This window comes from Mammaliicoccus sp. P-M58 (genome assembly GCF_022386165.1).
Lineage (GTDB): Bacteria > Bacillota > Bacilli > Staphylococcales > Staphylococcaceae > Mammaliicoccus > Mammaliicoccus sciuri.
In genome coordinates this window covers 103063-117535 of sequence record NZ_JAJNJI010000003.1, presented here as the reverse complement: position 1 = coordinate 117535, position 14473 = coordinate 103063, and the positions used below count along the sequence as shown (strand labels likewise).

At 33.9% G+C, this 14473-nt stretch carries 12 protein-coding genes; 1 reads left to right on the top strand and 11 read right to left on the bottom strand.

Annotation, left to right across the window (positions count from 1 at the left end; genetic code table 11):
• Positions 1-126: 126 nt before the first annotated feature.
• The 11 genes from nreC to LQ694_RS04210 all read right to left on the bottom strand — a co-directional run bounded on the left by nreC (position 127) and on the right by LQ694_RS04210 (position 13533).
• Positions 127-780, bottom strand: coding sequence for a nitrate respiration regulation response regulator NreC (gene nreC, locus LQ694_RS04260; protein WP_058612380.1), 654 nt, complete (start codon positions 778-780; stop codon positions 127-129).
• A gap of 16 nt (positions 781-796) precedes the next feature.
• On the bottom strand, positions 797-1831 hold the full coding sequence (locus tag LQ694_RS04255; RefSeq protein ID WP_048541111.1) for a sensor histidine kinase: 1035 nt from the start codon (positions 1829-1831) through the stop codon (positions 797-799).
• Positions 1828-2271, bottom strand: coding sequence for a nitrate respiration regulation accessory nitrate sensor NreA (gene nreA / locus LQ694_RS04250; RefSeq protein WP_058612381.1), 444 nt, complete (start codon positions 2269-2271; stop codon positions 1828-1830). Before nreA ends, LQ694_RS04255 begins: the two co-directional genes overlap by 4 nt.
• Positions 2272-2298: 27 nt before the next feature.
• Positions 2299-2979: a respiratory nitrate reductase subunit gamma gene (gene narI / locus LQ694_RS04245; RefSeq protein ID WP_218697210.1), complete on the bottom strand. Its 681-nt coding sequence runs from the start codon at positions 2977-2979 to the stop codon at positions 2299-2301.
• The gene (gene narJ / locus LQ694_RS04240; protein WP_218697208.1) at positions 2972-3547 is read right to left on the bottom strand and encodes a nitrate reductase molybdenum cofactor assembly chaperone; all 576 of its coding nucleotides are present in this window, start codon (positions 3545-3547) and stop codon (positions 2972-2974) included. Before narJ ends, narI begins: the two co-directional genes overlap by 8 nt.
• Positions 3540-5096, bottom strand: a complete 1557-nt coding sequence (gene narH / locus LQ694_RS04235; RefSeq protein WP_058612384.1) for a nitrate reductase subunit beta — start codon at positions 5094-5096, stop codon at positions 3540-3542. The genes narJ and narH overlap by 8 nt, the downstream gene beginning before the upstream one ends.
• Positions 5086-8757, bottom strand: a complete 3672-nt coding sequence (locus LQ694_RS04230; protein ID WP_218697207.1) for a nitrate reductase subunit alpha — start codon at positions 8755-8757, stop codon at positions 5086-5088. The genes narH and LQ694_RS04230 overlap by 11 nt, the downstream gene beginning before the upstream one ends.
• A 200-nt stretch (positions 8758-8957) precedes the next feature.
• Positions 8958-9557 (bottom strand): ATP-binding cassette domain-containing protein, encoded by a 600-nt coding sequence (locus LQ694_RS04225; RefSeq protein ID WP_065381692.1) that lies wholly within the window; start codon positions 9555-9557, stop codon positions 8958-8960.
• Positions 9558-9563: 6 nt separating this feature from the next.
• Positions 9564-10232 (bottom strand): molybdate ABC transporter permease subunit, encoded by a 669-nt coding sequence (gene modB / locus LQ694_RS04220; protein WP_058612387.1) that lies wholly within the window; start codon positions 10230-10232, stop codon positions 9564-9566.
• Positions 10233-10243: 11 nt separating this feature from the next.
• On the bottom strand, positions 10244-11011 hold the full coding sequence (gene modA, locus LQ694_RS04215) for a molybdate ABC transporter substrate-binding protein (RefSeq protein ID WP_218697206.1): 768 nt from the start codon (positions 11009-11011) through the stop codon (positions 10244-10246).
• Between the two features lie 161 nt (positions 11012-11172).
• Positions 11173-13533 carry an FdhF/YdeP family oxidoreductase gene (locus tag LQ694_RS04210; protein ID WP_179926301.1) on the bottom strand — a complete coding sequence of 787 codons (2361 nt, stop codon included), beginning with the start codon at positions 13531-13533 and terminating at the stop codon, positions 11173-11175.
• A 134-nt stretch (positions 13534-13667) separates the two neighbouring features.
• Between LQ694_RS04210 and fdhD the strand changes: the two genes are divergently transcribed.
• Positions 13668-14462, top strand: coding sequence for a formate dehydrogenase accessory sulfurtransferase FdhD (gene fdhD / locus LQ694_RS04205; RefSeq protein ID WP_135016839.1), 795 nt, complete (start codon positions 13668-13670; stop codon positions 14460-14462).
• The last annotated feature ends 11 nt before the right edge of the window (positions 14463-14473 follow it).

Below are 14473 nucleotides of genomic sequence, written 5' to 3'. Positions count from 1 at the left end.
GGATATCCCCTTATTGAAACATGGAAAATCCCTATATTCATTTATAAATTCAATACACTAAAAAAACATAAAAAGACCTGATAAATTGAGGCTTTTGAGCCAAATATTTATCAGGTCAATTTCATTTTAGAAGTCCAATAATTTTTTCTTCATAGCATATTCAACTAATTCTGGGCGCGATTTTAAACCAAGTTTATCCATAATTCTCGCTTTATGTGCTTCAATTGTTTTGACAGAAACAAATAATTTCTCCGCAATTTCTTTATTACCATAGCCCTTTGCAATTAAAGGTAAGATTTCTAGTTCTCTTTGAGATAATATTTTAAATGGATCAGAATTACTTTGATCACTGTTATCTTGATGATTAAAAAGTTCATTCACAAGTGAACTCGTGACTTTAGAATCAATATACATATCGCCTCTATATATTGTTCTTACAGCATGTATTAATTCTTCATCTGGTGCATTTTTCAAGATATATCCTTTAGCACCACTTCTTAATACATGAAATAAATATTCTTCATCATCATACATTGTTAATATTAATATTTTAGTTTGCTTAAAGTCATCTGATATTTTACCAGTTGCGATTAATCCCGATTCACCAGGTGGCATACTTAAATCCATGATCAATACATCTGGTGAATGTTTTGCAACCATTTGATATGCTTCTATACCATCTGCAGCTGTCGCAACAACTTCCATGTCTTCTTGATAATTTAAAATCATTGAAAAGCCTGTTCTCACCACTGCATGATCATCTGCTATTACGATTTTCATATATACCACCCACCATTTATGCTATTGGTACATTCAATTTAATATTTGTACCTTTTTTAAGTTTACTTTCGATATTGATTTTACCGCCAACGATTTCAGCCCGTTCTTTCATACCATATATACCTAATCCTGAACCTTTTGGCTGACTACCTAATACAAATCCATTCCCTTGGTCAGCAATTTCAACTTCTATTTCATTTCCATCACAAGACATATGTACATCAACACTATCCACATTAGCATACTTTAATGCATTAAACACTGCTTCTTGTACAATTCTATAAACGACTGTTTCTATTTCCGTATTAAAACGTTTAATAGACGAATCATAATGATAGTGAACATGGAAACCGAAATTTTTCTCAAGCTGTTTAAAATATGATTTGAATGCTGCGTCTAATCCAAGATCATCTAATGATGAAGGTCTTAGTTCTAAAGATAAGTTTCTAATATCATCGATTAATCGAGACATTAACGTTTCAATATGTTGAGATTGTTGCTTCAATTCGTCAATATCATTCTGATATTTCAATAATCTAAGTTCAACACTGACATTAAGCAATTCTTGAACAACACCATCGTGTAATTCTCTAGAAATTCTTTTACGCTCGTTTTCTTGTGCGGATATTGTTTTTTGGATCATCGTTTGCTGATGTAATTTCTGTTGTCTTTCAATTTGTGGTGATACATTTTGTAATGTATACACTTTAACATCGTCTTCTTGACTAATCGTTTGATAAGTCGCTGTAAAAGGTTCAACAGTCCCGCTATTCGTCTGCATAAACACTTGAAAGCTAGTGTTGCCAATCTTTGAAGACTCTAAAAAACAGTCTCTACATGATTGTAAGGCATATTCATTTGAATAACCTTCACACCTACTACAAATGGCATGTGTCAATGATGATTGATTGTCTTCAGAGATTACTTTTCGGGCAGCTTCATTCATATTAATAACCTGTCCTTTACTATTTAAAAACACAATCATTTCGCTCGTTTTTTCATAGTATTGTTTTAATATATCCATTAATATTGAAGCATCTTCTGAACTCATACATTCATCATGTCCTTTCCATAAAATGGTCCAAAGCGATTAAAATCATTCATATCTATTTCAGGAAATAATTTATCATCTCGCTGTCCTAATAAGAGCACTCCATAAACTCGATACTTTTTCCATAATGGAATCGCAAGTAATGATGTTAATTGTTCACTTTGAACAATTGGATAGTTAAAGAGTTGATCATGATAAGGGCTTTCTTTCAAGTCACGAATTTCAATAGGTTTCCCACTTTTGATAACAATTCCTGCTATTCCTCTTCCGCTTCTTAATACGATGTTTTGATATCTATGATTTAAATTTCCAGATACATACTGCCATTTTATATGAAAGTGAGCAGAGTTTTCAGAAGTCATTGCTAATCCGACAAAATCAACACCATAAGTACTACGAATAAGATCCAACTGTTCCTGAAAATCAAAATCATTAGACATTTTAAACACCTCACTTTTACTTATAGTTTAATTCGTTTTATGTTTTCTGTAAATAATGTAACTTCTACTAAAGTAATTAAGTGGAACACTCCAAACATGTACCAATCTCGTAAATGGCCATAAACTTGTGATTAAAAATCCTAAAATAATATGTAGCTTAAATGTTAAAGGTACGTCATTCATTAAAGCAACATCTGGTTTAAAGATTAATAATCCTCTAAACCAAACAGAAATTGTTTGTCTATAATCAAAGTCTGGTGTTGTCGCGTTCGTCCATAATGTTGAAATACAACCCATCAATACGATAACTAACAATAATATATTTACTATAATGTCCGAAGCTGAACTTAGCCTTCTTACATTTTGTTTCGTAATTCTTCTAGCTGTTAACAGAACCATACCGATTAATGTCACAATACCGAAAATACTTCCAATATAAACTGCACCGATATGATATAAATGATCATTAACGCCGACACTACTTAACCATTCTGCAGGTATGCCTAAACCAACTATATGTCCAAATATAACTGGAATAATACCTAAGTGAAATAAAATACTTCCCCACATCAATTGTTTCTTCTCAATAAACTCACTAGACTTTGCTGTCCATGAAAATTGATCATATTTAAATCTGAATAAATGACCGATAATAAAAATAGCGATACATAAATAAGGATAGATAACCCATATAAATTGATTAATCACCGTTGATCACCTTCTCTTGCTCTGCTACACATGATTTTAACGTTTCTCTAATTGCTTTAATCAAATGAAAGTACGGACTGTTTTGTTTACCTAATGCTTGAAGCAATTCATATGTTCCATCTTCAATGACCATCACAACAAGCGTTAAACTTTCTTGTGCACGACTGTCACCTCTCCACTCTGCAGCATATAAGAATTCAAGCATAAGCGGTAAAAAATCTGACAGTTCATTTTGAGGCATTTCTAGCCCGAACATTTCATAAAGTACTTTTAATCTTGCAAGCATTTGTCCTCGTTCTTTTTGTTCTGTTAGTTTATTGTACGTCATATATAACGTCGTCTTTTTTTCAAAATCAAACGTTCTTGTATACACTTCTTGAATATCATCTAATGAAATATCATGCATATTTTCCCAGTATTGCTTAATGTCACGATAAGCCGGATGATTGGTATCGAAAGCTTTATCAAATGCTTTAGGATGAAAGTCTAACTTTTCTGGATAAGTTAACTGGTTACTAAAGAAACCAAAGCTTTCTTTAAGTTCATATAATGCATCTAAATTAATCACGGAAAATCCCTCCATAGAAGTTCTCATTGTATATTTCTTGTCCGGATTTTTGCTCTGATAATCCTTGAACACCACAACCATCACAATTTGAGCCAAACATTTCGCCACCATATCCTTGGCTACCTTGTGCTCTGTAAGTATCCATGTAACCTTCTTTATGAGATGTCGGTACAACAAAACGATCTTCATGTTTAGCAATCGCGAGTAATCTATACATCGATTTCGTTTGTCTTTCCGTAAGTCCTACGCGCTCAAGTCTTGAAATATCAAAGTCTTTACCACTTGATTTAGCTCTCATATAACTACGCATCATCGCCATTTTTTGCAATGCTTCTTTAACCGTCTTCGTATCACCTGCTGTTAGCATATTTGCTAAATATTGAACAGGTAATCTCATTTCTTCTATTGCTGGGAAGATCATATCTGGATTTCTAATAGAATCTTTACCTTCAAAGTAATTCATAATTGGACTTAACGGTGGACAATACCATACCATTGGCAATGTTCGATATTCAGGATGTAAAGGAAATGCTAATTTATATTCTATTGCCAATTTATAAACTGGTGAATTTTGTGCCGCTTCAATCCAATCTTGTGAAATACCATCTTTTTCAGCTTGTTGAATAATATCTTCATCAAATGGATCTAAAAATAGATCAAGTTGCTTTTGATATAAGTCTTTTTCGTTTTCTGCAGAAGCTGCTTCTTGAACTTTGTCAGCATCATAGAGTAATACACCTAAATATCTCATACGACCTGTACAAGTCTCAGAACATACTGTTGGTAAACCAGCTTCAACTCGAGGGAAACAGAATGTACATTTTTCTGCTTTGTTCGTTTTCCAGTTGAAATATACTTTCTTATATGGACAACCAGTCATACAGTATCTCCAACCACGACATGCATCTTGGTCGACAAGTACAATACCGTCTTCATCTCTTTTATACATTGCACCAGATGGACATGACGCAACACAACTTGGGTTTAAGCAATGTTCACACAGTCTTGGTAAATACATCATAAATGTTTGGTCGAAGTTAAATTTAATTTCTTCTTCGATTTTTTGAATGTTTGGATCAGTAGGTCCTGTAACATGAGCACCCGCTAAATCATCTTCCCAGTTCGGTCCCCATTTAATATCTAATTTTCTGCCTGAAATAACAGATTCTGCTTTTGCTACTGGAGAATGGTTTCCTTCTTTAGCTGTAGTTAAATGTTTATAATTATATGTCCACGGTTCATAATAATCTTTCATTTCTGGCATATCAGGATTATAGAAAATTTTACCCAGTGCAATTTTAGATAGTTTACTACCTGACTTTAATTCTAATTTTCCTTTTTTGTTGAGTACCCAACCACCTTTATAAGTTTCTTGGTCTTCCCAACGTTTCGGATAACCGATACCAGGTTTCGTTTCAACATTATTAAACCATATATATTCAGCGCCTGGTCTATTTGTCCATGTACTTTTACATGTGACACTACATGTATGGCATCCTATACATTTATCTAAATTCATAACCATAGCTACTTGCGCTTTAATCTTCAAGCCAATCTACCTCCTTCATTTTTCTGATCGCAACATATACATCTCTTTGGTTTCCAATTGGCCCATAGTAATTAAAGCCATAACTAATTTGTGCATAACCACCTACTAATTGCGTAGGTTTCAAGTGAATACGTGTAGGTGCATTATGTGAACCACCACGAGTATCTGTAATTTCTGATCCAGGTGTCTCAATATGTTTATCTTGTGCATGATACATAAACATCGTACCTCTAGGCATTCTATGCGATACAACTGCTCTTGCTGTAACGACACCATTTCTGTTATATACTTCTAACCAATCATTATCTTTAATGTCGTTCGCCATTGCGTCTTCTTTTGAAATCCAAACAGTTGGACCACCTCTGAATAACGTCAACATATGCAAATTATCTTGGTATGTTGAATGAATATTCCACTTACCATGTGGCGTTAAATATCTTAATACTAATGTATCTACGCCACCTTTTATGTTTTTATCCTTCGTACCAAATACCATTGGCGGCAATGTTGGTTTATAGATAGGTAAGTTCTCTCCAAACTGTAAGAATACTTCATGATCAATATAATAACTTTGTCTACCTGTTAACGTTCTAAACGGTACAAGACGTTCGATATTTGTCGTAAATGGCGAATATCTTCTACCTAATTTGTTTGATCCAGGGAATACTGCTGTCGGTATAACTTCTCTCGGTTGTGCTGTTATATTTTGGAATGTTATTTTTTCTGATGCACGTTCACTAGAAATATCTTTCAATGTCATCCCCGTTTGTTCTTCTAAATCATCGTAAGATTTTTGTGAGACTTTACCATTTGAAGCTGATGAAACATTCAATATGACATCTGCTACTTTGCGTGCTGTATCCATTCTAGGGAGACCATTTTTAACAGTGTCATCTTCCCACGTATCTAACATAATCTTTAATTCATCGTATTGCTCTTTAACTGAGAAACTTACACCATGAGCACCGACTTTACCTTTTTCTAACAACGGTCCAACTGATATATATTTATCGTATATAACTGTATAATCTCTTTCTACAACCGCGAAACCAGGCATCGTTTTATCAGGTATTGCTTCAATTTCACCTTTAGACCAATCTTTAACAATTCCGTAAGGTGTTGAAATTTCTTGTTTAGAATCATGTGCTAAAGGTGTTGTCACAACATCTTTAAATGTGCCTTTCATATGTGTCTTCGCTAAATCAGAAACAGATTTTGCTAACGTTTTATAAATATCCCAGTCTGATTTTGATTCCCATAATGGGTCAACTGCAGGGTTAAACGGATGTATGAATGGATGCATATCAGTAGAAGATATATCATGTTTTTCATACCATGTTGCTGCCGGTAATACGACATCTGCATACAACGGTGTTGCTGTCATTCTAAAATCTAGCGCAACTAATAAATCTAATTTGCCAGTTGTTTCTTCTCGCCAAACAATCTCTTCTGGTTTATCTGTTTCATTAGGATTTGCTAATAGACCTGATTTAGTACCTAATAAATGTTTCATAAAGTACTCTTGTCCTTTTGCTGAACTAGAGATTAAATTTGAACGCCATACAAACAATGTTTTTGGATGATTTTTCTTTGCACCTGGGTCTTCTATAGCAAATTTAGTCTTTTTAGATTTTACTGATTCAATTGCCCTTTGAAGAATCGCTTCATTTGAGTCATCCCCTGCATCTTTCGCTTCTTCTCCAAACAATAAGCTATTACAATCAAATTGAGGATATGATGGTAGCCATCCTAATCGTGCAGCTAATACGTTATAATCAGCTGGATGTTGATGTTTCAATTCATTTGATAATGGTGACTGTAATTTATCAACACCAGACTCTTCATATTTCCACTGATCCGTTGCAAAGTAGAACCAACTTGTTGCATTTTGAAGTCTAGGTGGTCCTTGCCAATCCTTCGCAAAAGCAATCGTTGACCAACCTTCTATCGGACGACATTTTTCTTGACCAACGTAATGCGCCCATCCGCCACCATTTACACCTTGGCATCCGCATAATATAACAAGGTTTAATATAGAGCGATAAATTGTATCAGAGTTAAACCAGTGATTGATACCTGCCCCCATAATAATCATTGAGCGACCATTTGTATCAACTGCATTTTGCGCAAATTCTCTTGCCACTTGCGTCACTATTGAAGATTTAACACCTGTTACTTTTTCTTGCCATTTAGGTGAATACATAGAATTTTCATCTTCATAACTTGATGCTTCAAGTGGATGATTTAATCTTCTTACGCCATATTGACTTGTCATTAAGTCGTATATTGTGGCGATATAAATTGTTTCTCCGTCCTTATTTTCGATTTCTTTAACGATAATAGGTCTTTCGAAAATACCATTTCCATCATTATCAAAATACGGAAATTGAATTGTGATCACTTTAGAATCATGGTCTTTAAAAGATAGAGCTGGATCTATTTCTTTTCCATCTTCACCTACTAAATTTAAGTTCCATTTAACGCCTTCTTCATATCTTTGTCCCATCGTTCCATTAGGTATGACAAGTTGTTCACTATTTTGGTCGTAAACTACTGGTTTCCATTCTGCATGTTCTGTTTCCATACCTAAATCACTTGATCTTAAGAAACGACCTGCTTTATAACCTTCTCCATGTTTATCAAGTTGTATGATGAAAGGCATATCAGTGTATTGTTTTGCATAGTTGATAAACATTTCTTCTTGTTTATCTTCATAATATTCTTGAAGAATGACATGTGTCATAGCTTGCGCTAATGCTGCATCTGTACCAGGATTTGGTGCTAACCAGTTATCAGCAAATTTTACATTTTCAGCATAGTCTGGTGCGACAGACACAACTTTAGTACCTTTATATCTTACTTCAGTCATAAAATGCGCATCTGGTGTACGCGTTAATGGTACATTCGATCCCCACATAATAATATAACCGGCGTTATACCAATCACTTGATTCAGGCACATCCGTTTGTTCACCCCATATTTGTGGTGAAGCAGGTGGTAAGTCAGCATACCAATCATAAAAACTAAGCATTTCCCCACCTAATAACGATATAAAACGCGCACCTGAAGCATAGCTAATCATGGACATAGCCGGTATAGGTGTAAATCCAGCAATTCTGTCTGGACCATATTTTTTCACAGTATATATAATTTGTGCTGCGATGAGTTGTGTAACATCTCTCCAATTTACGCGAACATGTCCACCTTTACCGCGTGCACTTTTATAAATTTCAGCTTTCTGTTCATCTTCAACAATGGATGCCCAAGCGACAACAGGATCTCCGTATTCACTTAAAGCAGCTTTCCAAAGTTTCCACAACTTACCTCTAACGTAAGGGAATTTCACACGTAATGGACTATATTCATACCATGAAAAAGAAGCACCACGCGGACATCCTCTAGGTTCAAATTCAGGCATATCAGGTCCACAAGAAGGATAATCAATTTGTTGATTTTCCCATGTAATCACACCATTTTTCACGAACACTTTCCATGAACAAGAGCCTGTACAGTTTACACCGTGAGTCGTTCTGACAACTTTATCGTGACTCCATCTTTCTCTGTACATTTTCTCCCATTCTCTACTTTTTTCTTCTAAGATAGACCAATTTCCATTAAATTTTTCGGTTGGCTTAAAGAATTTCAAACCTAACTTAGACATAGTTAGAACCTCCTATTATTTGCCCTTAATTATCTATATCAATTGTAAATTTTTTCACAAAGTTTATGTATTAGGGGATTACCTATACAACATGACGAATTCCCTACATTCCTTTATTTGCGCAAAAAAGCCTCAAACAAAGTGTTGATCTTTGTTTGAGGCTTCGGACATATTATTTATTTTCCCCTTACAATTAACTGTTAATTAATTTCGATAACTTCATCTGCTAAAATTTGAACTTCTTTTTTAGAATGGGACACAAGTATGATCGGTATTTGCCAAGTCTTAAAAATGGACTTTACCAATGCCATACCTTCGTCTTTTGTTTCATCATCTAAACTTGAAAAAGGTTCATCTAAAAGTAATAAGTTAGGTTTGACACTTAATACTCTACATAATGCAACTCTTTGTGACTCTCCACCAGATAAAGTAGATGGATATTGATTTAAACAATTTTCTATACGTAAATGTTTAATCAATTGCTCTGTCTCTTTATTAGGCTCAATCATATAATGAATATTTTCATGAACTGTCTTATGTGGAAAAAGTTGATAATCTTGAAACAGATAGCCAATATTTCTATCTTGCACTTTAATCACATGCTTTTGATCACTGAGCACTTTTTGATTAATTTCTATTCTGCATGTTTCCGCTTCAGTAAGACCTGCAATAATGTTTAATAATGTGGATTTACCTATACCTGATCGCCCAACTATCGCATAAATTTTCGGAGTGTCAGCTTGGATATTTAATGATATCGTTCTGTCTTTGATTAACTTTTTAATTGATATATCAATCATCCATATCTACTCCCATTTATGATTCTTTTGATTTAATATATTGAGTGAGCTAATCACACAAACTGCAAATGCGATAAGTACTATAACCCATAACCATGCTTTGTGTTCCTCACCAGCTTGCACTAAGAAATAAATTTCTAATGGCAATGTGTTCGTTAAACCTGGAATATAGCCAGCAATCATAAGCGTTGCTCCAAATTCTCCTAACCCTCTAGCAAAACTCATTACAATACCAGAGAAAATGGAACGTTTAGATAAAGGTAAAATAATTGTTCTAAAAATTTTCCCTTCACTAGCACCCATCGTTCTTGCTGAGTTAAGCATCTTTGGATTAATAGATTGAAATCCATTCATTACATGTTGATACATAAGCGGTAAACTTACAATAATCGCTGCTATCACTGCACCTACCCACGTAAATATTACATTGATATGCAATACGTCAGATAAAAATTGACCAAAAAATTTATTCTTACCGAAGACTATAAGTAGTATAAAACCCATTACTGTCGGTGGTAATACAATTGGTATCATAATGATGCTCTCAACTACAGGTCTTAATTTGCCTTTATAATTGAGCATCAGCTTTGCCAGAATAATACCTAGGATACAAACAATGATAGTACTGATAATTGTTACTTTAATTGATATCCATAGTGGTGTTAAGTCTGGCATAACTTTATCTCCTATCCTTCAAAATGATATTCTTTAAGAATTTCTGTAGCTTCTTTTGATTTTAAGAATTCAAACCATTCTTTAGCTTCTTTCTTGTCAGTAACAAGACCAGCTCTATAAATAATTGGATGATCTAAAGGTGCATCCGCTAATTTAACAACGTTATCGACTTTTTTATCTTTACCTTTATACATATCTGTTGCATATACAAATCCTGCTTCTGCATTTTCTTTTTGAACATAGTTTAATACTTGTTTAACATCTTTTGCGAAAACAAATGTACTTGTCATACCGTTATATAGATCTTCTTTTTTCAAATACTCTACAGCGTAGCGACCTGCTGGTACACTTTTTTCTTCACCAATCGCGACTTTGTTAGGCGCACTAACATCTTTAATATTTTTGATGCTAGAGTTTTCGTATTTAATGATAATTAATTTATTTTTAGCGTAATCATAAACTTCTTTAACTTTTTTACTATCTTGTAATTTATCAACATCAGAAGTGTTTGCAGACATTAATACGTCTACATCTGCGCCAGCTTCTACTTGTTTACGTAAACTACCTGAACCACCATAATTGAATTTAATATTTGTATTCGGATGCTTCTTCTTAAATTCTTTTTCTAGTGCTTTAGATACATCTGTCAAACTTGCTGCGGCTGATACTGTTAACGTCTTGCTTTCAGTTTCTTTTTTAGCTTTATCTTGGTTAGATTCTGTGCTACAACCAGCTAATAAAAGTAACAAAGCAAAGACTAATGTTAAAAATCTTTTCATGACTTCTTTCCTTCCTTTTTAGATATGTACAAACTTAATTTACACCTTTATCTATACTATTGTAAGGCTCAAGTACATTTTTTCACAAATTATTCTTAAAGTATAGTGAAATTTGTAATGATAGGGAATATCCTTGTTTGTTTAAGGATACTCCCTATCTATTATTGCATCGGTATTTCTTCTAAATCTTTAATTGGTTTTTCATAATAGTCTCTATCTTTTTTGGCGTTAAATCTATCCGCTTTTTCTACTTTGACTGTAATGTTGTAATCTGGAATCTTAGCGTATTTCTCATATCTACCTCTAGGTAATAAGTAGTTACCTTCAGGGAAATAGACTTCAATGTTTCCTTTTAAGATATCTACATATTTTGCGACACCTTGGAATACGCCGAAACCATTATGCAATACAACACCTTCACCTTCAGCGATGCTTAATCTATCGGCATCTTCTTTATTCATTAATACATCATATCTTCCACCATGGTTAAAGGATTCATAATCGCCATATACCATTGAATTAAATTGTTTACCTCTTCTTGTCGTCAACATAAAGTCATCAGGTTGTCTGTTTAAGTCTGGAATATCTACACTAATTAAATGACCTTTACCATCTTCAGTTGGGCAAATACCATCTTCACATAACCAAGCACCACCCCACTGGAAGACATCTCCTTGATTTCTTAAATGTTGGATACCATCATAATCTGGATTTGCTTTTGCAATCTCTTCTCTAATAGCTTGACCATCTTTAAAATCAATTAAATGTGCTTGTTCAGGTTTAACACGTTTAGCTAAATCAATATATATTTGCCATTCTGATCTTGCTTCTTTTATTCTATTTTGATTTCCTTCAATTACTGGTGAGTAGTAAACCATGCGTTCTGTTGAAGTAGACGTACCGCCACCATCTTGCTCATAACGTGTCTTCGCAGGTAATACAATAACGGTTTCTTTCGCATCAACTAAAGTAGATGTATTTAATATAATATCTTGATGTACTCTAAGTTCTAAGTTTTCTAAAGCTTTTTGTATAAATGTTGGGTCAGGCATTGTTTCTAAGAAATTCCCACCGGACATATAATAACATTTAATTTTACGCTCATGATCATCTGGTAACATAATATTTTCCAACGTTACACCGACAGTATCACCTTGCCAATCCGCAATATCGAATCCCCATAACTTCTCAATACGCTTTTTATTTTCTCCATCAAATGCACCGCCTGGCAATACAAATGGATCACAGCCCATTTCTCCAGTACCTTGCACACTAGAATGTCCCCTGAACGGCATTAGACCACTGTGCTTTCTACCTAAGAAACCTCTTAATAAAGCTAAATTACATACTTGAGATATATTATCCGTCGCAAACTCATGCATCGTTAATCCTAGTGCCCAGGCAAATACAGCATTTTGGGCATTGGCAAGTTCAAGCGCTAATTTATAAATTTGATCTTTAGAAATACCACTTGATTGTTCAATGTCTTCCCACGACTGCTTCTCGACTGTTTCTTTAAGTTCTTCATAGTTCGTAACATGTTCCTCAACAAACTTATGGTTAATTGCAGAACCGTATGCCTGTTCTTCCATTTCAAACCAGTGTTTCATAATGCCGTGCATAAATGCAATGTCACCACCAATATTGACTTGATAGAATGCGTCTGCGACATTTGTACCAAATAATGCTGATTCTGCCACAGATGGAATCCAATATTTATCCATTGCTGGTTCTTTATATGGATTGATAACGATGATTTTTGTTCCTTTTTTCTTTGCTTCAAGCATATATTTAGTTGAAACAGGTGAAGCATTAGATGCTACACTTCCCCAAAACAGTAACACGTCTGTACCTATCCAGTCTTGGTAATTCGCTGTTGAAGCTCCAACGCCTACTGAACGTTTCATCGCTGTTTTACTAGGTGAATGACATATTCTAGAAGCATTATCGATATTGTTAGCACCTAAATATCTCGCGACCTTACCTGCAACATAATATGATTCATTCGTAATCCCTCTTGAAGTTAAATAAAATGCATAATTTCTTGGATTCAATGATTTCATTTTTTCAGCTATTGTTTGCATCGCTTCTTCCCAAGAAATACGGATAAACTTACGATCACCTTTTCGTCTCATCATTGGATAAGGAATACGACCTAATTGTCTTAATTCTGTGCTATTATATTTTCTCAATTCATCTATATCTTGATGTAAAATTTCTGGTTTAATTTCTGGCATTGTATTTAATCTTAAAACATTAAATCGTGTTGTACACATATGAGGACCGGTTAAAGTTTGATCACTTAATCCAGATACACCTAATGCACAACCATCACATACACCTTTAGTGATAATATTTTTAGCGTAATTTAAATTATCTTTATTATCCCAAACAATTTTCATTGTATCTCTTATATGTTTAGGCTTTACTTTACCTAGTCCAAAAGGTATTGGACTCACCCAAAATTCTGGTGCTGGCTTTAAATCTTTCTTCATAGGACCTTGATGTTTAGTCTTACCCATATTTACCCCTCCATGATTTCACTTACATTTATTATATGAAATCACAATATATTTTGAAAGTGCTTTCACTTTATTATTCATAGGTTACAAAGTAAAATAAACTTATTAAACAATTAATTAAATGGAGGATCATTATGAAGCAAAATATGACTTACAATCTTCCAATATTAAAATATCAAAATGATCAATTTATTGAGACAACGGATAGCTACGTAACAGAATTTCCTATTACGATTATTATTAACGGTGAAGAATTTGCAACAATCGTTTGTTCACCTAAAGATTTAGAAGAACTCGTGCTCGGCTTTATTGCTTCTGAAGGGGTTATTAAGAAGAAATCTGAAATTAAATCTATTTCAATAGATGATTCTAAAGGTTTTGCACATGTAGAACTCACAAAAGAAATTGATATCAATTTCAAAAAAAATACACAACGCATGATTTCTTCGTGTTGTGGTAAAAGTAGAGCTTTCTATTTTAATAACGATGCCGTAACAGCCAAAGTGTCACAATCTAAAATAAATATTACACCTCAACAAATCATAACTATGATGGATAAACTACATGAAGAAAGTAAGATTTTCAAAGAAACGGGTGGTTTGCATAACGCTGCCATTAGTGATGGAAATAATTTCTATTTACATCGTTCCGATATAGGTAGACATAACGCATTAGATAAATTATATGGCTATTGTATAGAGCATGACATTCCAATCAGAAATAAAGTACTCATATTTAGTGGAAGAATTTCCTCGGAAATATTAATCAAAGCCTCTAAAATTGGTGTAGGCATCATCTTGTCTAAATCAGCACCAACGAACTTAGCAATTGGCTTAGCACATGATTTAAATATAACAGCAGTTGGATTTATAAGAGATGGAAGCTTTAATGTATATAGTCACGCTTATAGAATTCAAAACCAATCATAACTGTAAATAAA